This window comes from Cellulosilyticum sp. ST5 (genome assembly GCF_046529625.1).
Lineage (GTDB): Bacteria > Bacillota > Clostridia > Lachnospirales > Cellulosilyticaceae > Cellulosilyticum > Cellulosilyticum lentocellum.
The window spans coordinates 1,981,634-2,001,090 of record NZ_CP132338.1 but is presented as its reverse complement, the minus strand read 5'-3'; the positions used below and the strand labels follow the sequence as shown (position 1 = coordinate 2,001,090).

Annotated in this window: 19 protein-coding genes and 1 riboswitch; of the genes, 14 read left to right on the top strand and 5 right to left on the bottom strand. The window is 33.3% G+C overall.

Going from position 1 to position 19,457, the window contains the following annotated elements; translation table 11 throughout:
- Nucleotides 1–15: 15 nt before the first annotated feature.
- Nucleotides 16–504, bottom strand: a complete 489-nt coding sequence (locus QTL86_RS09750; protein ID WP_127066244.1) for an HD domain-containing protein — start codon at nucleotides 502–504, stop codon at nucleotides 16–18.
- Complete coding sequence (locus QTL86_RS09745) at nucleotides 504–1,385, bottom strand: putative ABC transporter permease (protein ID WP_410497081.1); 882 nt, start codon at nucleotides 1,383–1,385, stop codon at nucleotides 504–506. The genes QTL86_RS09750 and QTL86_RS09745 overlap by 1 nt, the downstream gene beginning before the upstream one ends.
- Before the next feature lie 224 nt (nucleotides 1,386–1,609).
- Between QTL86_RS09745 and QTL86_RS09740 the strand changes: the two genes are divergently transcribed.
- The 11 genes from QTL86_RS09740 (at nucleotide 1,610) to nadC (ending at nucleotide 13,845) form a co-directional block, all read left to right on the top strand.
- Nucleotides 1,610–2,338 carry an HAD-IB family hydrolase gene (locus QTL86_RS09740; RefSeq protein WP_127066246.1) on the top strand — a complete coding sequence of 243 codons (729 nt, stop codon included), beginning with the start codon at nucleotides 1,610–1,612 and terminating at the stop codon, nucleotides 2,336–2,338.
- Nucleotides 2,339–2,527: 189 nt separating this feature from the next.
- A complete protein-coding gene (locus QTL86_RS09735) occupies nucleotides 2,528–4,630 on the top strand; it encodes an N-acetylmuramoyl-L-alanine amidase (RefSeq protein WP_410497080.1) in 2,103 nt (700 codons plus the stop codon).
- A gap of 240 nt (nucleotides 4,631–4,870) precedes the next feature.
- Nucleotides 4,871–5,776, top strand: coding sequence for a DUF445 domain-containing protein (locus tag QTL86_RS09730; RefSeq protein ID WP_127066248.1), 906 nt, complete (start codon nucleotides 4,871–4,873; stop codon nucleotides 5,774–5,776).
- Between the two features lie 152 nt (nucleotides 5,777–5,928).
- Nucleotides 5,929–6,921 (top strand): hypothetical protein, encoded by a 993-nt coding sequence (locus QTL86_RS09725; protein WP_013656609.1) that lies wholly within the window; start codon nucleotides 5,929–5,931, stop codon nucleotides 6,919–6,921.
- Between the two features lie 257 nt (nucleotides 6,922–7,178).
- A complete protein-coding gene (locus QTL86_RS09720) occupies nucleotides 7,179–7,832 on the top strand; it encodes a deoxynucleoside kinase (protein ID WP_013656610.1) in 654 nt (217 codons plus the stop codon).
- 54 nt (nucleotides 7,833–7,886) lie between these two features.
- A riboswitch (SAM riboswitch) is annotated at nucleotides 7,887–7,992 on the top strand.
- Between the two features lie 89 nt (nucleotides 7,993–8,081).
- Entirely contained in the window at nucleotides 8,082–9,095 is a 1,014-nt protein-coding gene (locus QTL86_RS09715) for a methionine ABC transporter ATP-binding protein (RefSeq protein WP_013656611.1), read from the top strand.
- A 1-nt stretch (nucleotide 9,096) separates the two neighbouring features.
- Entirely contained in the window at nucleotides 9,097–9,756 is a 660-nt protein-coding gene (locus tag QTL86_RS09710) for a methionine ABC transporter permease (protein WP_127066249.1), read from the top strand.
- Between the two features lie 28 nt (nucleotides 9,757–9,784).
- Complete coding sequence (locus QTL86_RS09705) at nucleotides 9,785–10,594, top strand: MetQ/NlpA family ABC transporter substrate-binding protein (RefSeq protein WP_127066250.1); 810 nt, start codon at nucleotides 9,785–9,787, stop codon at nucleotides 10,592–10,594.
- A 207-nt stretch (nucleotides 10,595–10,801) separates the two neighbouring features.
- Nucleotides 10,802–11,716: a quinolinate synthase NadA gene (gene nadA, locus QTL86_RS09700; RefSeq protein WP_410497079.1), complete on the top strand. Its 915-nt coding sequence runs from the start codon at nucleotides 10,802–10,804 to the stop codon at nucleotides 11,714–11,716.
- A 1-nt stretch (nucleotide 11,717) separates the two neighbouring features.
- Nucleotides 11,718–13,031, top strand: coding sequence for an L-aspartate oxidase (locus QTL86_RS09695; RefSeq protein ID WP_410497078.1), 1,314 nt, complete (start codon nucleotides 11,718–11,720; stop codon nucleotides 13,029–13,031).
- Nucleotides 12,994–13,845, top strand: coding sequence for a carboxylating nicotinate-nucleotide diphosphorylase (nadC, locus tag QTL86_RS09690; protein WP_127066252.1), 852 nt, complete (start codon nucleotides 12,994–12,996; stop codon nucleotides 13,843–13,845). The genes QTL86_RS09695 and nadC overlap by 38 nt, the downstream gene beginning before the upstream one ends.
- A gap of 76 nt (nucleotides 13,846–13,921) precedes the next feature.
- On the opposite strand, the gene QTL86_RS09685 is transcribed toward nadC, so the two are convergent.
- Both QTL86_RS09685 and QTL86_RS09680 read right to left on the bottom strand, forming a co-directional pair.
- Complete coding sequence (locus tag QTL86_RS09685; protein WP_013656617.1) at nucleotides 13,922–14,395, bottom strand: hypothetical protein; 474 nt, start codon at nucleotides 14,393–14,395, stop codon at nucleotides 13,922–13,924.
- Between the two features lie 39 nt (nucleotides 14,396–14,434).
- On the bottom strand, nucleotides 14,435–15,703 hold the full coding sequence (locus tag QTL86_RS09680; RefSeq protein ID WP_410497077.1) for an ArsB/NhaD family transporter: 1,269 nt from the start codon (nucleotides 15,701–15,703) through the stop codon (nucleotides 14,435–14,437).
- A 199-nt stretch (nucleotides 15,704–15,902) separates the two neighbouring features.
- Here QTL86_RS09680 and QTL86_RS09675 point away from each other — a divergent pair, with 199 nt between their 5' ends.
- The 3 genes from QTL86_RS09675 to QTL86_RS09665 all read left to right on the top strand — a co-directional run bounded on the left by QTL86_RS09675 (nucleotide 15,903) and on the right by QTL86_RS09665 (nucleotide 18,772).
- Nucleotides 15,903–16,961: a peptidyl-prolyl cis-trans isomerase gene (locus QTL86_RS09675; RefSeq protein ID WP_127066254.1), complete on the top strand. Its 1,059-nt coding sequence runs from the start codon at nucleotides 15,903–15,905 to the stop codon at nucleotides 16,959–16,961.
- Nucleotides 16,962–16,978: 17 nt separating this feature from the next.
- A complete protein-coding gene (locus QTL86_RS09670; protein WP_127066255.1) occupies nucleotides 16,979–17,569 on the top strand; it encodes an NUDIX hydrolase in 591 nt (196 codons plus the stop codon).
- A 126-nt stretch (nucleotides 17,570–17,695) separates the two neighbouring features.
- Entirely contained in the window at nucleotides 17,696–18,772 is a 1,077-nt protein-coding gene (locus tag QTL86_RS09665) for a C39 family peptidase (RefSeq protein ID WP_190283572.1), read from the top strand.
- Nucleotides 18,773–18,776: 4 nt separating this feature from the next.
- On the opposite strand, the gene QTL86_RS09660 is transcribed toward QTL86_RS09665, so the two are convergent.
- A complete protein-coding gene (locus QTL86_RS09660; protein WP_127066257.1) occupies nucleotides 18,777–19,295 on the bottom strand; it encodes a putative ABC transporter permease in 519 nt (172 codons plus the stop codon).
- Nucleotides 19,296–19,457: the final 162 nt, after the last annotated feature.

The window sequence follows — 19,457 nt, the reverse complement described above, 5'->3', positions numbered from 1 at the left end:
TAAGCAAGAATAACTTTAGTAGAATTGCAAGTTTAAAGAGCGTGAAGAAGGAGCTTTTTTAAGAGTTTCCATAGTAGAGCAGCATTTATCAGCTAGACTTACAATATAAGCTTCTTTGTAGCGAGGTGGCTTAATCGTTAAAGGCCACATATGTTTTAATATAATATCTTTTTCTTTGTCGTTAAGCAAAAAATACTTTTCTGCATTAGCAAGAGCAGCTTTAGGATGTGTAAAACCATGGAGACCTTTACGGTCACCTTTTTCATGCCAGTCATAAAGGAAAAAGTCATGAAGTAAAGCGCCACGAATAATACTTTTATAGTCTGTACTTAAATGGAGGCGACGAGCAAGGTAATAACTATAGTAGGCCACTAATAAGCTGTGATCTAGGCAGGAGGTATGACCATGCTGGGTATAACCTTTCATTTGATGAATATACGGTGATGTAATAAATTCTTCTAAGGTCGTTTTAAAGTAGGAGGTTTCATCATCATTAAGTCTCATTACAAATCTTCCTTTCTAGAACGAGTAGATTCTTTTTTAGTATTGATTTTTTTGAGTTTAGATAAGGAGAGCCTAGGGAATGCTTTAAGTAAACGTTTTTCACCTAAACTGTATTTATTAATTTGATCTGTATACTTTTTGTGTAAAGCTGAAATAGCTTGACGTAATTTTTCAGAAGATGAATCACTAGCTTCCGTTAGTTGTAGTCGAAGTTTTTCCATAATGTAAGAAACCGATACATTAGATTTGTAGGTTTCAGTCCATTTCTTTAATTCTTCAGCTGTGGTGTAGAGTTTGCTTTGTTCTAATATAGTAGAGAGTTCATTACGTAATAAAGCCAAAGAAGGCATTCTAGTGCTAAGCTTAAAGGCTGAATACGTACTAAAAATACAATCTACTGTAAAAAGGGTGATTAAAATACAAAGTACAATTGTTCCAGGTATTTTAGGGATTTTTCCAACTAATATTACAAAAAAAGGCTGAATATAACAGGTAAATACAAGAGCAAGTATGCCCCAAGCAATTGAAATACGAAGACATATTTTACCGTTTAGATTACATTTAAAATGGCTATAATCCCACCATGAAGCATGAAAGAGTTTCTCCATAATCATACCGGTTAAATATTCGATCGAGGTAGCAACTACTAAACCAACTATAAAAACTAAAAAAGGATTATTAGCAAAAGGAGTACAAAATAAATAGATACTACACATACCCACCCCGTAAATAGGACAGTAAAAACCAGTTAAAAAGCCACGATTAATAAATGTTTTATGTTTAACAGAATTAAGTGTTGTTTCCATAAGCCAACCTAAAGTACTATATATAAAAAAATAATAAATAAGTTCATAAAATGATGTAGAAGACAAAGAAGCCATAGGTTCCTTCCTTTCTGATATAGTTTTAGTATATGAAATAAATAATGAAGAATAAAAGTTAAGCGGTATTTGAGTTAACAATAATCACTTTTTCTTTCTTCATTGTTTTTCAAATGCATCTTTAATAATTGAAGTTGAATGTTAAAAATAATAAATGTTTTGTAAATATGATAATATATAAAAAGAAGATATGCAAATAATAGTTAATATAAAGGAGTGAAAATATGATTGCAGCAGCATTTTTCGATATTGATGGGACGATTTATCGAGAAGGTCTTATAACAGAAGTATTTAAGAAGATGATTAACTATGAATACATTGATGGCAGTCAATGGTATAGTGAGGTAAGGCCAGCTTATATGAATTGGGATAAGCGAGTAGGTGACTATGATACGTATCTTTTAAAGATGGTAGATATCTATAAAGAAGCAGTAAAAGGCTTAAATGCTGAACAAATGGCTTATGTAGCAAGACGTGTTATTCAGCAAAAAGGAGAGCGTGTGTATACTTTTTCAAGACAGCAAATTAAATGGCACCAAAAAGAAAAAAATAAGGTTATTGCCATTTCAGGTTCTCCTAGTGAACTAGTTAAGGAAATGTCTAAGAAATATGAGATGGATGATTACAGAGGAACCATTTATGAATTAGATGAAAAAGGTTATTATAATGGCTCAATTGTACCGATGTGGGATGCAGTTAGCAAAAGAAAAGCTATTTTAGAAATGGTGGAAAAGTATGATATAGACTTAAGTAAAAGCTACGCATATGGAGATACGGCAGGAGATTTAACGATGTTAAGTATGGTAGGACATCCTTATGCCATTAATCCCACAAGAGAGCTAATTAGTAAAATTAATCAGGATGAAGTACTCAGAAAAAAAATTAATATTATTGTAGAGAGGAAGGATGTTATTTATCATTTAGATATTAATAATTTAAAATTAATAGATTAGTATATTTGTTCGGATTAATTAAATATTAAAAATGTTAAACAAATGTTACAGATAGAAAACAAATGCATTAAAAAACGTTGAAAAACTTAACTTTTTGATGAAAAAACTTTGTAATATTTCTCTGCTTTTGTTATAATGGAAGAGAATTACAGTGACCTAAAAGTATTTTCATTAAGGAGGAGTGACATCATGAGTAAAAAATTAGGTATAATGCTACTTGCAGCGACTTTATTCTGCACGAATGCAGTGCCAACGACAGCTGCTACTATTGTATATGATGGTAAGGCACATGAATATAATTTACCAGCTATATCACTTTATGTGAATGGCAATAAAATAGCAACAACAATGGATCCGATTCAACTAGAAGGAAGGGTGTTAGTACCAGCTAGAGAAGTATTTACACCAATGGGGGCTAAGGTAAGCTGGGATGCAAAAGCAAAACAAGTAACAGTGGCATATAAGGATACGACCATGCTTTTAACAGTTAATCAGAAGGAAGTCTGGTTAAATGGTAAAACGGTGAGCTTAGATGTACCAGCTAAGATTATTAATGATAAAGTAATGATTCCAGTTCGTTTTATTAGTGAGCAACTAGGATTTATTGTAGATTGGAATGGCAGCAACCGTCAGGTATCTATTACAGAACCAACATCACCGCCAACGGAAGAAGAAAAACCACCAGTGGAAGAAGAACCGCCAGTAGAAGAGGAAAAGCCAAGTATATCTAATGAAGAATACATAGGGACGTCTAACAAGCACCAAATTAAGCTTCCTTCTGCATCATACAGTCAAACGAAGGTAATGGAAGTATCAGTGAATGAAAATAATGGTCAACATACGACTTTTATTAGCGCAGCTTCACCTATTTCAAATGCAAAAATAGAGTTACAAGCAGGCAAAGTGATTATTGATATAGGAAATAGTAAAAGTCAATTAAGTAACACTATTTCTCCTATTAATAATACTTATATTAAAAATATTAGAACTAGTCAATTTACAACTAATACAACGCGTGTTGTACTGGATTTAAAATCAGGCGCTTTAGTAAAGGCAGGGTTCAGTGAAGATAGAAGTAGCATTATGATTCAGCTTAGTAATCAAAAGATTGAACAAATTAAATATATGCAAAAGAATGGGGCAGATACTTTATATTATAAAGGCTTAAGTAAAGATCAAATTATTCTAGATTATAATGAAAAAGAAAATCTATTAAACTTTACAGTTCCGCATACAACAATAGAGACAGCTATTAATTGGACACAATTAAATGGCCGCTATATTGACAAGGTAACTATTAACGGTGAAGACAATCAAGTTAAAGGTAGTATTTGGCTTAAGGGAAAAGTGGATTACCAGTTAACTAGCGATTATCAAGGAGCAACGCTTACTTTATCTGCTTATACAGAAGTGCCTCCAGTAGAAGAGGTTACAGACAGTTTAGTATATGTATCAGGCGATAAGCCTACCATTCAACTTTTTAACATACCTGGCTTAAATAAGAATGCTATTAAAGTTACAGATGATTATCGTAATAAGACGTTAGTATTTGATCTTGGCAAAGATTATAGCAGTGTCCTCAAAAATAATAACATGGTTATTAATGATACAAGAATTAATAAAATACAAGTTGCTACTAATGGAACAACTAAAATCACAGTAGTAACCCAAAAGGTATATGCGTATAATTTCTATGAATCAGATGGGAAAATTTCATTACAAATGGTTAGACCAAAGGAAAAGTATAATCAAATTGTTGTGTTAGATGCAGGTCATGGTGGTTCTGATAGTGGAGCAGTAGGTAATGGTATAACAGAAAAAGGGATTAACTATAAGCAAGCCATGGCACTTTATAAGTTATTAGAGGCCGATTCACAAATTAAAGTTTATATGACAAGAGAAACAGATGTTTATCCGACGCTCCAATTTAGAACAACTTTAGCGAATGATATCGAGGCGGATTTATTTGTAAGTATTCATAATAATTCAGCTTCAGCTTCGATTAGAGGATCGGAAACACTGTACTTCCCTAGTACTACAGATACAAGAGGAAAACAAGTGGCTCAAATTGTACAAAACGCTTTAGTTAATAAATGTGGCATGATTAATAGGGGGATTAAAGCACGTTCAGACTTATATGTTTTACGTACAAGCAATATGCCAGCAATACTGATTGAAACAGGATTTATTAGTAACTCAGCAGAAGCAGCTTTGCTTAATAGTACGGCCTTTACAAACAAATGGGCCCAGGCTATTTATGAAAGTATTGTAGAGAGCTTTAGATTTTTGTAGCATCCTAGTGTGTTAAATTAGATTAGTAAATAAAAGAGAAAGTATTCTTTATAGAGGGAATACTTTCTCTTTTATTTTACACTTTATTTTCATGAAATTTTAATAAATCTATGGTATAAACAAACTAATTGATAAATAAAGTATGAGTCGTAAATAAAAGGGAAATACTAGAAATAAGTAAGAAAATAAGTTAGAATCAACAGGCTTATGAAAGATACATAGGGAAAGGATGAGAAAGAGATGAACTGGAACTTTTTGTTAGGCCCTTTAGTAGGTGCTATTATTGGTTATATTACAAATGGTATTGCCATTAAGATGTTATTTAGACCATTAAATCCAATTACTATAGGAGGTTATACACTACCTTTTACGCCAGGAGTTATTCCAAAAGAAAAAAAACGTCTTGCCAAAAGTATAGGAAGAGTAGTGAGTAGAGAGCTTTTAAATGAAGAAGTATTTAGAAAAGCACTATTAAAACCAGAAATATATGAGAGATTAGAAGAAAAGGTAGACTACTATATTGACACGTACCAAGCTAATGACAAAAAATTAGGAGAAATAGGAAACGAATTTTTGGGTAAAGAAAGGGCTATTTTTTTATTATGCGAAGCCGAAGAAAATGCCACTTCTCTTATTTACACAAAGGTTGTTAATATGGAACTAGGCAAGATTATTGTAGATAAATTAATAGGAACGTTAAAAGGTGGTGCATTAAGCCACTTATTAGGACCTATGAGTTTTCTAGTAAAAGACCAAATGTTAGATAGTCTAGGTGATAAGATTGAACCGGCTATTTCTCAAATGATTGTAGATGAAGCAGAAGGAATTATAAGACAAGCTGTAGAGGAGGAAAGTAATAACCTGAAAGAAACCTCGGTGGGAGATTGGGTAACCAAGCTAGATCCCTATAGAGACATCATCAAAAAAGTAGTCATTAAATCTTATGAAGGTTTGGTAAGAAATGGGCTTAGTACTGCTCTTGAAAAGTTAGATTTAGCTCAGATGATAGAAGAACGCATTATGGCATTTGATACTTTAGAAATGGAAAATTTAATTCTTGAGATTATGAATAAAGAACTTAATAGGCTAGTATGGTTAGGCGCTTTACTTGGTGGTATTATGGGGTGTGTAATGAGTTTTTTCTAAGAGATAAAAAGTTATTTATGATTAGAAAAAGTGCTGATTTTCATAGGGGATAGGCATATTGACTAGAATAGTGTTGAATAAACCTAGGATTAGTGGTAAGATTCAATAAGAGGAAGTATATAAAGTCGCAATAACAGGAAGGGAGATGGACAATGAGACAGCAAAGAAAATGGGCAGTTTTTCTCATTATGAGTTTAATTGTAAGTACATTTTTAGTAGGTTGTAATGGGGAGAATGGGCCAAAGCCAACACAGGAAATTGAAAGCCCGTCACCTACCGCCACAGCAGAAACAACAGAAAGTAGCTATAATAGCGCTTTTGAAAAATATAATAACAATATTACTGAACTAGGGCTAGTTATTAATGCGCCAGATCAGGAAGCCATCAATAGCTTACCTCAGGTAGAAACCTATAAACAGATGGATACAAAAGATAATCTAATGATTATACCCAAATATAACGGTTCAAAAATTACAATTAGCAAAGTAGAGTATACAGGTGAACGCTTTATTGCAAAAGATACCTTATATGCAAAAGAAGGAACACCAGAAGGTTATGGTCTACTTCTGTATGCTGTAAGACCAGAAGGTATTCCGCAGATTATGATTACAGTGACCTACAAAAATAAAAGTATTGACTATGTTATAGCTGAAGATGGGAAAAATGGTCATGAAGGTATTGAATATCTAAAGCTTGAAACAGATGATATGGGGATGCCCCATTCAGGCGAAATGATTACACCTATTCAAGATGCTACATATTTAGAAGGTTTAAATCGTTTTAGTAGTTTTGATGTAGATTTTGATTTAGATGGTAGCAATGAAACCATTGAGGTCTACTGTCAAGGAGAAATAACGGATGATGGCAGTTATTTTTTAGATGATGGCCAAGTTTGGACCTTAGTTGTCAAAAAAGGTGATGATATTTATCCGTTATTTGAAAAAAGTTATATTCAATTAGGCGGCTTAGAATATTTAGTTTATATAGATTATAACGATTATGAAAGAGTACATGTATTAGTTCAGTATAAAGCTGGAGCAGGTATGATGACATTTGATTGTGTTTATGATGAAGAAACTGGTAACTTTAGGCGTGATACAGTTTATGAAGCAAGTAATATCAACATTTTGAAAGATTGGAAGTAAGATAGAAAACTGTGTTTAAAAGTGAGAGCTTTTAAACACAGTTTTTTGATGTAATCACATGATAATAGATAATAAAGAATTGTAAATAGATGATAGGTGATTTAGCAATAGCAGAAGGTTATGATTTTAAAAGTAAGTCTATAATGTTATGAAAATAAGTCCAAATGAAACATGCCTATCAATCAATTGACAATGATTATGTAAACACTTATGATAGAAGAAGTTGTTTTGAGATAAGTGAGAAGGATAGGTGAAGAATGTTGCTAGTTGTTGGTGGGATGATAGGTCTGGGAAAAACCAGTGTTGCAGAGCTTTTAGGAGAGCATTTTGGAACGGAAGTATTTTATGAAAGTGTAGATAATAATCCAATTTTACCTCTTTTTTATACTTCAAGTGAAGAAGAAATAGAAAAGAAAAGATATCCCTTTTTATTACAATTACATTTTTTAGATACACGTTTTAGAAGTATTAAAAGTGCATTGTATCATGATAATAACGTACTTGATCGTAGTATTTATGAAGATTGGTATTTTGCTAAAGTTAATAATGACCTAGGAAGAATCTCGGATTTAGAATTTCAAATGTATGATCGTTTGTTAGATAATATGATGCAAGAGTTAAAGGAACTTCCTAAGAAAGCACCTGATTTAATGATTTATTTAAAGGGATCATTTGAAACAGTGCTATCGCGTATTATGAAACGTGGTAGAAGCTATGAATTAGATGCACAGCTTGAAGCTTATTATAGACAACTATGGGAAGGATATGATGAATGGGTGATGAGTCATTATCATGCCAGTGAAGTTGTAGTCATTGATATGGATCGCTATGATGTAGTAAGCCGCAGGGAAGATGCGTTAGAAGTATTAGCATTAGTAGAAAGCAAATTAAAGATGATTAGAAAAAAATAGAAATTATTTCTTGACTTTTCAAATTAACATGATTATACTAAGTATCAATAGAAAAGCTTATCTAGAGAGGTGGAGGGAACAGGCCCTAGGATACCTCAGCAACCACACTTAAGTGAAAGGTGCTAATTCCTGCAGAACCTAAGGTTCTGGAAGATAAGGGCGGATGAATCAAAGCAAAGTAAACCTCTCTTATTTTTAGTGATCATTAAAAATAAGAGAGGTTTACTTTGTTTCTAGAAGGAGGAAAAAATGGAGAAAGTATTCAATCAGCCAATTATATCTTTACAGAATTTAAGTAAAACCTATTCAGTAGATCAAGGAACATTCACGGCATTAAAAGATGTTAACTTAGATATTTATAAAGGAGACATTTATGGCATCATTGGTATGAGTGGCGCTGGAAAAAGTACCCTCGTAAGATGTATTAATTATCTAGAAGAGCCAACCAAAGGTAAAGTATACTTTGATGGAAAAGATTTAGGTACATTAAGTGCGGTAGAATTTAGGAAAGCCAGGCAGTCTATGAGTATGATTTTTCAACAATTTAATTTGTTGATGCAACGTACAGCAGAAGATAATGTTTGTTTTCCATTAGAAATTGCAGGTATGAAGAAAAAAGAAGCAAGAGAAAAAGCTAAAGAGTTATTAGCGGTAGTTGGGTTAAGTGATAAAGCGAAATCATATCCTTCACAGCTTTCAGGAGGGCAGAAGCAAAGAGTAGCCATTGCTAGGGCATTAGCTACTAATCCTAAGGTGCTTTTATGTGATGAAGCCACATCGGCCTTAGACCCAAGTACAACTCAATCTATTTTAGCATTGCTAAAAGAAATTAATCAGAAGTTTGGTATTACCATTGTTATTATTACCCACGAAATGAAGGTTGTAGAGGAGATTTGTTCTCATGTTGCCATTATTGCAGATAGTCAAATTGTAGAGGTTGGAACAGTAGAAGAAGTGTTCACTCATCCTCAAAGTCAAGTAGGGCAGCAACTCGTTTATCCAAATGGCATGCCACCTAGTCAGTACATAGGCACGAAATGTGCACGCATTATTTTTGATGGCAGTTCAGCTTATGATCCAGCTATAGCAAGTATGATTTTAGAGTGTAAGGCTCATGTCAATATTATCTATGCAGATATGAAACAGGTAGGAGATAAAGCAATGGGACAAATGGTACTTCAATTGCCAGAGGATACAAGTCAAGCAATGCGTGTCTTAGATTACTTAAGACAAAGAGAACTAATTGTAGAGGAGGTTATGTAAAATGTGGGATGTTGAAATGATTAAAACCATTACAATAGGGATATTCGAGACCTTATACATGACCTTATTTTCTACTTTATTAGCTTATATGATAGGTTTACCTTTGGGTATAGCCTTAGTTGTTACAGAAAAAGGAAATTTATTGCCTAGTAAATGGCTTAACAGCATTTTAAATGTGATAGTCAATATAACACGCTCAGTACCTTTCTTGATTCTACTTATTTTTATTCAACCTTTTACAAGATGGGTGGTGGGAACCACTATAGGGTCAACAGCAACTGTTGTACCTTTAGTTGTAGCAGCAGCCCCTTTTATCGGGCGAATGGTAGAGTCTTCTATTAAAGAATTAGATCACGGCATTATCGAAGCAGCTCTTTCTATGGGAGCTACACCTTTTCAAATTATCTGGAAAGTGATGTTACCTGAAACGAAACCTTCTTTATGGATAGGTGCTTCTATTACAGCTACAACTATTTTAGGCTATTCAGCAATGGCTGGCTTTACAAGTGGTGGTGGTCTTGGAGATATTGCCATTCGTTATGGCTTTTATCGTTATCAAACAGAAGTGATGTTAGTAACGGTAATCTTATTAGTCATTATCGTTCAATGTATTCAAGGTATAGGTATGAAAATAGCAACAAAGCAAGATAAAAGAAAATAAATCTTAATGAAAACCAGGGGGAAATAAAATGAAAAAATTATTAACTTTAAGTTTGGTAGCTGTATTATCACTTTCACTTCTTGCAGGTTGTGGCAAAAGTGAAGCAAGTAATAAAATTGTTGTAGGAGCATCTACATCACCACACGCAGAGATTCTAGCAGTAGCAAAACCTATTTTGAAAGAAAAAGGCTATGATCTTGAAATTAAGGAGTTTTCAGATTATGTGCAGCCTAACCTAACACTTGAAAATAAAGAATTAGATGCTAATTATTTTCAACATAAACCTTATTTAGATGATTTTAATAGTAAGAATGGTACACATCTTGTATCAGTAGCAGCTGTCCACTATGAGCCATTTGGCATTTATCCAGGAAAATCATCTAGTATAGATGATATCAAAGATGGAGCTAAAATTGCGGTACCCAATGATACAACTAATGAGGCAAGAGCTTTAATGCTTCTTCAAGATTTAGGTATCATTACTGTAGATGAGTCAGCAGGTTTAGCAGCAACTAAAACAGATATTACTTCAAATCCTCGTAACATTGAAATAGTAGAAATTGAAGCAGCTCAGCTTGTACGTACACTTCAAGATGTGGATTTTGCAGTTATTAATGGTAATTATGCTATTCAAGGTGGACTTAATGTAGAAGAGGATGCTCTAGCAAAAGAGGCAGCAGATTCTTTAATGGCCCAAACTTATGCTAATATTTTAGCTGTACGTGAAGGCGACGAAAATAGAGAAGATATTAAAGCACTTATTGAAGCTTTAGGAAGCAAGGAAGTAAAAGACTTTATTGCAGAGAAGTACCAAGGTTCAGTGGTAAGCTTAAATTAATGATAGAGAGCTGTTGTATTAGCAATTTTATTTGTTAATACAACAGCTCTTTTTTATTTAGTACCATGCTATGAGATTAATAACATTAAATAGGAAGAAATTTGAATTCAACAAAATGACTTAGTAGGTGTCTTTACACATGTATTGATTATTTAAGAGGATGATGTTATATTAAATAAAGTATAACTTGATAAGTGAGGCGAGAAAATGAATGTAGTTAATACAATAGAGCAAATTAGGTCTTTAAAAAAACAAAAAAATGCACTTATTGTAGCACATTATTATGTAGATGATTCCGTGCAAGAAATAGCAGATTACGTAGGAGATTCTTATTATTTAAGCAAAGTATGCATGGATAGACCAGAACAACTGATTATCTTTTGCGGTGTTAGATTTATGGGGGAAAGTGCTAAGATTCTTAATCCTTATAAACAGGTAGTTATGGCAGAGGAGCATGCTGATTGCCCAATGGCTCATATGATAGAAATAGAAAAGATTAGAGAAATGCGAGCGGCTTATAAAGATTTAGCGGTTGTATGCTATATTAACTCAACCACAGAGATTAAAGCAGAAGCCGATGTGATCGTCACTTCCTCTAATGCTTTAGAGATTGTGGGTCAGCTACCCGAAAAAAATATTTTCTTTATACCAGATGAACATTTAGGTCGTTATATTGCTGAGCAATTACCAGAAAAAAATTTCATTTTTAATGATGGTTTTTGTCATGTACATACAAGTATTACAGTAGAAAGTTTAAAGACTGCTATGGCTGCGCAACCAGAGGCCAAGGTTCTAGTTCATCCAGAGTGCCCTAAAGTCATTACAGAATTAGCAGATTATGTAGGAAGCACTTCAGGTATTATTGATTACGCTACTCATGACCCTGCTGAGAAATTTATTATTGGGACTGAAATGGGTATTCTATATGAACTTAAAAAGAAAAATCCTCACAAGCAATTTTATGCCGTAGGTCACAGACAATTTTGTCCTAATATGAAACGCATTAGTTTAGAGGATGTCTACCATGCCCTAGATACATTAAAGCATCCTATTGAATTAGACGAAGAAATGAGAAGAAAGGCAGAAGGTGCTCTTAGTAAGATGCATCAATTGGCAAAATAAAATGAAACAAGCATATGATGTAGTCATTGTAGGGACAGGTGTTTCAGGATTATTTTGTGCACTTCATTTACCTGAGACTGTAAACATCTTAATGATTACCAAAGGTCAATTAGAAGAAAGTAACTCTTTTTTAGCACAAGGGGGCATTTGTGTTTTAAAAGATGCGGGGGATTTTGAAAGTTATGTAGAAGATACCTTAAAAGCAGGAAAATATGAAAATGATAGAACAGCTGTAGAAACCATGATTCGAGAATCTAGAGAAATCATTAATGAGTTAATTGCTTTAGGTGTAGATTTTGACAAGGAAAAAGGTGAACTCGTTTACACAAAAGAAGCAGCACACAGCACGAATCGCATTTTACATCACAAAGATGTAACAGGAAAAGAAATTACAAGTAAACTTTTAGCTGCCGTTAAACAAAGAGCTAATATCGAGCTATTAGAACAATGTACACTAGTAGATTTGATTAAAAATAATAAAACAGCATATGGGGTAATGGTCTATTATAAAGGAAGTTATCATGCCGTTTATGCCAAGGATATTGTACTTGCTACAGGTGGTATAGGGGGTGTTTTTAAAGCAAGCACCAATTTTTCACATCTAACAGGTGATGGAGTAGCTATTGCATTAAAACATCAGGTACAAGTAGCAGATATTCACTACATCCAGATTCATCCTACAACCCTCTATAGTCAAAAACAAGGGAAACGCTTTTTAATCTCTGAGGCTGTACGAGGAGAAGGTGCGTATTTGCTCAATCCTAAAGGAGAACGTTTTGTAGATGAGTTATTGCCAAGAGATATTGTATCAGCTAGAGTAAGCGAAGAAATGCTTAAATTTCAAACAGATCATGTGTACTTAAGTGTGAAGCACTTAGATGGAGAATATATTAAAAAGCGCTTTCCTAATATATATGAGGCTTGTAAAGAAGAAGGGTATGATTTGACCAAAGAGGATATTCCTGTTACACCAGCTCAACACTATTTTATGGGTGGTATTGCAGTTGACCTTAGGGGAAGAACATCACTTAAACATTTATATGCAGTTGGAGAAACAAGCCGTACAGGGGTACATGGAGCTAATCGTCTAGCAAGTAATTCACTTTTGGAAGGATTAGTATTTGCTAAAAAGGTTGCACTCGATATAAAAGCAAGTGATATGTTTTTGTCCAAAGGGCCTATAGGTATTCCTATCATTGAGGAATCTATAGAAGAGATAAAAGCAAATTACGAGACTCTTTTATTAGAAGCAATCAAAAGAAAGGATGAAAATTTTTATGTTAGATGGTTTCATAAACAATATAAATGTGGATGAGCATATATTAAATGCAATCAAAGAAGATATCACCAGCGAAGATGTAACGACTATGGCAATTATGAAAGAGAAGCAACAGGGAGAAGTACAACTTATTTGTAAGGAGGATGGCATATTAGCAGGCCTTAGTGTTTTTAGACGTACCTTTGAATTAATAGGAAATATTGAGATGCAAACAAGTTATAAAGATGGGAATGAAGTTAAAAAAGGAGAGATTATTGCTAGTATAAGAGGTGATATTAGAGTACTACTTTCCGGAGAACGTACAGCCTTAAATTATTTACAACGTATGAGTGGTATAGCTAGCTTTACTCATGAATTGGTTGAGGAATTAAAAGGTACAAAGACGACGTTACTTGATACGAGAAAAACGACGCCAGGTATGAGGGTATTTGAAAAGTATGCAGTTAAAGTAGGGGGAGGAACTAACCATCGCTTTAATCTAACAGATGGTGTACTTATTAAAGATAATCATATAGGGGCAGCAGGTAGTATTACAGCTGCAGTTAAAGCTTGCAAAGCATATGCACCTTTTGTACGTAAAATAGAAGTGGAAGTGGAAAATTTAGACATGGTGAAAGAAGCTCTAGAAGCAGGAGCAGATATTATTATGCTAGATAATATGGATATAGAAACTATGAAGCAAGCAGTGGTACTTATAGGAGATAGAGCTCAGACAGAATGTTCTGGTAATGTCAATAAAGAGCGTTTAAAAGCTATTGCAGCTGCAGGTGTAGACTATGTCTCTTGTGGCGCATTGACTCATTCTTCTCCAATTTTGGATTTTTCCTTAAAGCATCTTAAACATATATAATAGAGATTCACTAAAAAGGCTGTTGCGTAAGGCGTATGGAGACAGTTCCATAACCCCATGCAATAGCTTTTTTTCGTTAATCCTTTAATATGATATGAGTACTTTTAGCTTTCATTTGATGAACTAAGTCGCTTAATTGATGAAGTTGATGATAAAATTGATCAAGTTGTTCTTTTGGAATATTATAATTTAAAAACAAAGATTCTATATCACTAGAGACATAACCTAGCGTATTAGTAATCCCTAAAAAGAGCTCAAAATTAGAACTATTACATGCAGTTTTGAATTTACGAATATCACGCTTAATAAAGTCTATAATTTCATCATGGTTTGTAAAAAGTCCCTTTGGGAGAGGATAGGGGGAAATACGCTGTAGAAAATACTTACTTTTTGCGTTAATATTATATACATAAGAGACCGTAATATTCTTTTTAAGTTTAAATTTGATATAATAGAGGCGGCTATTAATATCTATGATATCCGTAGCACCCAGTTGTTTTAAAGGAACTAAAAGCATATCGCCCGTTGTTGCATTGACACTAAGATCCATTAGGTTGCCTTCTTTCTATAATAGTAAGTTAAAGTAAGATTATACATAAAAGATTAGAAGATAGAGGGTAGAAACAACAATAGAAATAATCATTAAAGGAAATCCAATTTTCAAGTAATATTTAAAGGAAATTTTATGACCATTGCGGGCACCAATGTTGGCTAGAACCAAGTTGGCAGAAGCACCTATTAAGGTACCATTGCCACCTAGGCATGCGCCTAGAGAAATAGCCCACCAAAGGGGCCAAGTATTAACCCCGCCTTTACCCATGGTAAGGACTAGTGGAATGAGTGTTGCTACAAAAGGAATATTGTCTAAAAAGCCAGAGACAATGGCAGAAAGCCAAAGAAGTGAAATAACGGTTAAAGTAGGATGGCCAGCAGTAATACGTAATAAGTAATTGGCTATATTTTCTATAATTCCTACAGCTTCAAGGCCACCTACAAGGACAAAAAGTCCGGCAAAGAAAGCAATAGTAGGCCATTCAATGCTGGAGAAGATTTCCTCGATATCTTGCCCACTGATGAGTAAGATAAGAGTAGCACCTGTTAGTGCTACAATACTGGAAGATATGCCAATGTTTTCATGAAAAATAAAACCAAGAAGAATAAGAAAAATAACAATAATACTTTTTATAAGTAAAGGATGGTTTGTAATGGCTTTTTTTTCATCTAATGCCATGATTTCTTCTTTTTGTTCTTTTTTGACGACTAATTGTTTACGATAAATGAAATAAAGTAAAGCTAAGGTGATTACGAGAATAACAATAATAATAGGGCCTAGATTGACTACAAAATCTAGAAAGCCTAATCCTGCAGCGCTACCAATCATAATATTGGGAGGATCACCAATAAGCGTAGAGGTACCACCTATATTAGAAGCAATAATTTCTGTGACAAGAAAGGGGATCGGATTAATTTTTAATATTTGAGTAATAACTAAGGTCATCGGGCCGATAAGTAAAACGGTAGTCACATTATCTAAAATAGCTGATAAAATAGCAGTAATAATAGCAAAGCCAATAAGTATTTTCCAAGCATCACCTTTAACAAGTTTAGCAGTATAGATGGCTAAGTACTCGAAAAATCCAGAATTTTTTATAGTAGAGACAACTAGCATCATACCTATTAAGACGCCTATAGTATTAAAGTCAATTGTACTAGAGACAGCATCAGCTGGTAAAATACCTGTTAGTACCATTGCCATAGCACCCCCCATAGCAGCTAAAGTACGATTAACTTTTTCCGACATGATGCAAAGAATAACGATAATAAAAATTAGGCTTGCAATTAAAATTGAAGCATTCATTGTATAAGCTCCTTTAAATAGATTAGTCATAGGTTGTTGTTACCTATAGAATAACTTTTTTTAACAGGTTTTATACACATGACATATTTACAACACTGTATTATAATATAGTAGTTGCTTTTGAAAACATGGAAAAGCAATAATACTTATGTTAGAATAGTAAAAAGAAAATAATAAAAAGTTAGTGAGGCCAATAAAGATGAAAATAGTAAAAAAACTAATGATGTGTGGTTTAGTAGCGATGCTTAGTGTGAGTATGGTGGCTTGTGGAGAAAAGAAAACAGAAGATACTAAGGCTACAGCAGGAACAAATGAAACAGCAGGTACAGATAGTGAGGCAGCTAAAACAGTACTTGCTACTGTTAATGGTGTAGAAATTCTTCAAGGCGATTTAGATAAAGTATATAATAGTATGGTAGCTGAGTATCAATCTTATTATGGAGAAAGTGAAGAGATGTTAACTTTCTTAAAACAACAAAAACCAGGTTTATTAACAGGGCTTATTAACAGAGAACTTCTTAAACAAAAAGCAAAAGAATTAAATATTACTTGTACAGATGAAGAAGTAGAGAAAATTTACAGTGACCTAGTAAGTACTTATGGTGAAGAACAAGTACAAGAAGTTATTAAAGCTAATGGCTTTACAACAGAAACATATAAAGCTCAAATCAAAGAAGATGAAGCATTATCAAAAGTACAAGAGAAAATGCAAGAAGGCGAAATTAAAGTTACTGATGAAGATGTCAAAAAATATTATGATGAAAATATAGACTCTTTTACTACAGGCGCAGGTGCTAATATGGAGCACATACTTGTAAAGGTAGCAGATACAGATACAGATGATTATAAAAAGAAATGTGATGAAGCTGTTAAGACGATTGAAAAGGAAATTACGGATGGTACAACTTTTGATGAGTTAAAAACTAAATATACAGCAGATGGTATTGACACAAATATGTATGTTGTGGAGGATTTAGGTTTTGTACAATATGAGCAACCTAATTATGATACAGCCTTTTTAGCAGGAGCAAAAGAGGTTAAAGAAGGAGAAATTTCTAAGGCAGTAAAAAGTAGTTTTGGTTATCACTTTATCAAAGTAGAAGGTATTAAAGATAAAGAGGTAAAACCATTAGAAGATGTTAAAGCACAAATTACAACAACTTTAGAAAATGAACAAAAAAATGCTTACTATAATGCAAAACTAGAAGAGTGGACAAAAGCAGCTAAAATTGAAAAATTTGAGGACCGTATGCAATAAGATACAAGGAGCAGCTTATGAAAACTGTAAAACTACAAAAACTGACCCAATTGGTAAAGACTTCTTTTTTAAATTTATATGATTGCCAATATGAGAATAAGTTAGGTGAAGAAAAACATTGGATTATTGCATCGCGTAAAGATTATGATACATTAAGTGGACAGTACTTCAAACAAGAGGAAGAACACGTTGATGCTGTTATTCTAGTAGTACATCATGAGGAAACTAAGGAATTGGTGTTAATACGTCAGTTTAGAGTACCGCTTAATGATTATATTTATGAGTTACCAGCTGGTCTTATTGATGCAAATGAGAAACCAATGGAAGCTGCAGTAAGAGAACTTAAAGAAGAAACAGGTCTTACACTTGCTCAGGTAGATAAAGAGAAAAGTAGAGCATGTACCTATTTATCACCAGGAATGAGTGAAGAATCTGTAGCATTGGTTTATGGCACTTGTAGTGGACAAATTTCTAAAGATTATTTAGAAGCTGATGAGGATATCACACCTATACTTGTTTCAAAAGAAAAAGCAAAAGAACTTCTTCAAGGTAATGAAAAAATGGATATAAAGGCTTATATGATTTTACAAGAATTTATTAAAGATTAGTATAAAAAGGAAGCTAATGAGCATAGAAATGCTTACTAGCTTCTTTTTTTGTTAAAAAAATTACAAAAAATGGAAAAAATGTGCTATAGTATAAATGTTAAAATATGGAAAAAAGAGGAGAAAGACATGTTAAAAAAGTTTTCAGAGACTTTATTTAAAACATTCCTAATTGGCATTTTATGTAGTATAGCTATTGTTACTTATGGAAAAGAAAAAATGGAAATGAATCAAATGAGGTTAAAAGGGGTACCGATTATTTGCCAGTATCCTCAATTACCTACAGGCTGTGAAGCCACAGCATTAACCATGATTTTTAATCATAGTGGATTAGTTGTAAGTAAGCAGGAGGTCGCAGATGTCTTACCTAAGATATCATTGCCTCATTATAATCAAGGTAAAAAACGAGGAGGACATCCTAATGAAGGCTTTATAGGTAATCCGTATTCTCGTCATAGTTATGGTGTATATGCTGAACCGATTCTAAAGGTTATAGAAAACTATTTACCTGGAAGAAGTCAAGATTTAAGAGGAAAAAGTTTGGAACAGCTTTTAGAAGTAGTAAAAGAAGGTCGGCCTGTTATGATATGGGCTACTATTAATATGGCTAATGTTAGTTATACGCAAAGTTGGCTTTTAGAAACAGGAGAAACTTTTTGGTGGCCTAATAATGAACATGCATTAGTAATCGTAGGCTATGATGATAAATGGATTTATATGAATGATCCATACTCAGGAAAGGAAAAGAAATTTTTAAGAACAGTAGTGAATAATAGATATAATAGCTTAGGAAAACAAGCTATAGCTATATTACCAGAAGCAATCCCGTTAAAGCTGATTGTTAATGAACAAGAAGTGCCATTAGAAGGTGCAAAAACAGTACTTATGAAGCAAGGCGAAATTTTAGTACCATTATGTTATCTAGATGAACTAGGAATTATAACCCAATATCATTATGTAGAAAATGCTTGTGAGTGGCAAATACCTAATGTACAAAATGTAATTCAACTAAAAGAGAAAGAGGGAATAGGAGTAGGCTACTTAGAAGATGGAACAAAAATCAAAATTTATTATGAATTAGAAGCAGGAATAACGAGGGTTAATTTGAAAGATTTATTGACCTTTAGTTCTTTAGAATATGAAATCAATGAAGATGCATTAGAGGTGCAACTTCCGTGCACCCCATCAATCATAGAAAATACTTAGTTTGCTAAGAGAGCATATTCTTACAACGATGCGTGTTTTTTAATAGTGTGGTTACAAAGTCCCATAGGACTATAAGAAATATAAATACAGCTACAAAGCCCCAGGCTTTAGCAACAAGCATATATAAAGTTAAGATATATGGCTGAACAAAGAAAATAAGAAGAAGAGAGAGAAGAAGCCAGTAACAAGAGAATTCTAAGCAAACATATCCGTGAAACTGATAAGATTTGTGCTCATAATTCCAATACCGCAAATCAAGAAACTTATCTAGAAGATATGCAGATAGATATTCAATAAATGAAGGAATAATAAAACATAAAGGAACAAATAACCACATAGGGATAAGAGGGGCTAACATGACAAGTAAAGTAGAGGCAAAGCCATACATAGGTTTTAAAGGAAGCTTTAAGAAATTAGGTTTTGTAAATTTACCATTTTTACTGAGGTTAAATAAGCCCTCAATAATCCAACCTAAAAAGCTATAAACAATAAAATAAAAAAAGAGGATACGAAAAGTTGTCATTGTTTATCATACTCCTATTCCAATTAAAAAAGAATCAGTTTTTTAATAACATAAAAGTAGTATGCACAAAGGCCTCAAAAAAATACGTTATTCACTAAATAAAGAAGAAATAGGTGGAAAATGTCAACCCTAGCTGGCGGTTAGCTGATTATAGTGTTATAA

Coding starts and splice junctions, on each gene's coding strand:
- QTL86_RS09750 (WP_127066244.1), bottom strand. CDS start 504: ATGAGACTTAATGATGATGAAACCTCCTACTTTAAAACGACCTTAGAA.
- QTL86_RS09745 (WP_410497081.1), bottom strand. CDS start 1,385: ATGGCTTCTTTGTCTTCTACATCATTTTATGAACTTATTTATTATTTT.
- QTL86_RS09740 (WP_127066246.1), top strand. CDS start 1,610: ATGATTGCAGCAGCATTTTTCGATATTGATGGGACGATTTATCGAGAA.
- QTL86_RS09735 (WP_410497080.1), top strand. CDS start 2,528: ATGAGTAAAAAATTAGGTATAATGCTACTTGCAGCGACTTTATTCTGC.
- QTL86_RS09730 (WP_127066248.1), top strand. CDS start 4,871: ATGAACTGGAACTTTTTGTTAGGCCCTTTAGTAGGTGCTATTATTGGT.
- QTL86_RS09725 (WP_013656609.1), top strand. CDS start 5,929: ATGAGACAGCAAAGAAAATGGGCAGTTTTTCTCATTATGAGTTTAATT.
- QTL86_RS09720 (WP_013656610.1), top strand. CDS start 7,179: ATGTTGCTAGTTGTTGGTGGGATGATAGGTCTGGGAAAAACCAGTGTT.
- QTL86_RS09715 (WP_013656611.1), top strand. CDS start 8,082: ATGGAGAAAGTATTCAATCAGCCAATTATATCTTTACAGAATTTAAGT.
- QTL86_RS09710 (WP_127066249.1), top strand. CDS start 9,097: ATGTGGGATGTTGAAATGATTAAAACCATTACAATAGGGATATTCGAG.
- QTL86_RS09705 (WP_127066250.1), top strand. CDS start 9,785: ATGAAAAAATTATTAACTTTAAGTTTGGTAGCTGTATTATCACTTTCA.
- nadA (WP_410497079.1), top strand. CDS start 10,802: ATGAATGTAGTTAATACAATAGAGCAAATTAGGTCTTTAAAAAAACAA.
- QTL86_RS09695 (WP_410497078.1), top strand. CDS start 11,718: ATGAAACAAGCATATGATGTAGTCATTGTAGGGACAGGTGTTTCAGGA.
- nadC (WP_127066252.1), top strand. CDS start 12,994: ATGTTAGATGGTTTCATAAACAATATAAATGTGGATGAGCATATATTA.
- QTL86_RS09685 (WP_013656617.1), bottom strand. CDS start 14,395: ATGGATCTTAGTGTCAATGCAACAACGGGCGATATGCTTTTAGTTCCT.
- QTL86_RS09680 (WP_410497077.1), bottom strand. CDS start 15,703: ATGAATGCTTCAATTTTAATTGCAAGCCTAATTTTTATTATCGTTATT.
- QTL86_RS09675 (WP_127066254.1), top strand. CDS start 15,903: ATGAAAATAGTAAAAAAACTAATGATGTGTGGTTTAGTAGCGATGCTT.
- QTL86_RS09670 (WP_127066255.1), top strand. CDS start 16,979: ATGAAAACTGTAAAACTACAAAAACTGACCCAATTGGTAAAGACTTCT.
- QTL86_RS09665 (WP_190283572.1), top strand. CDS start 17,696: ATGTTAAAAAAGTTTTCAGAGACTTTATTTAAAACATTCCTAATTGGC.
- QTL86_RS09660 (WP_127066257.1), bottom strand. CDS start 19,295: ATGACAACTTTTCGTATCCTCTTTTTTTATTTTATTGTTTATAGCTTT.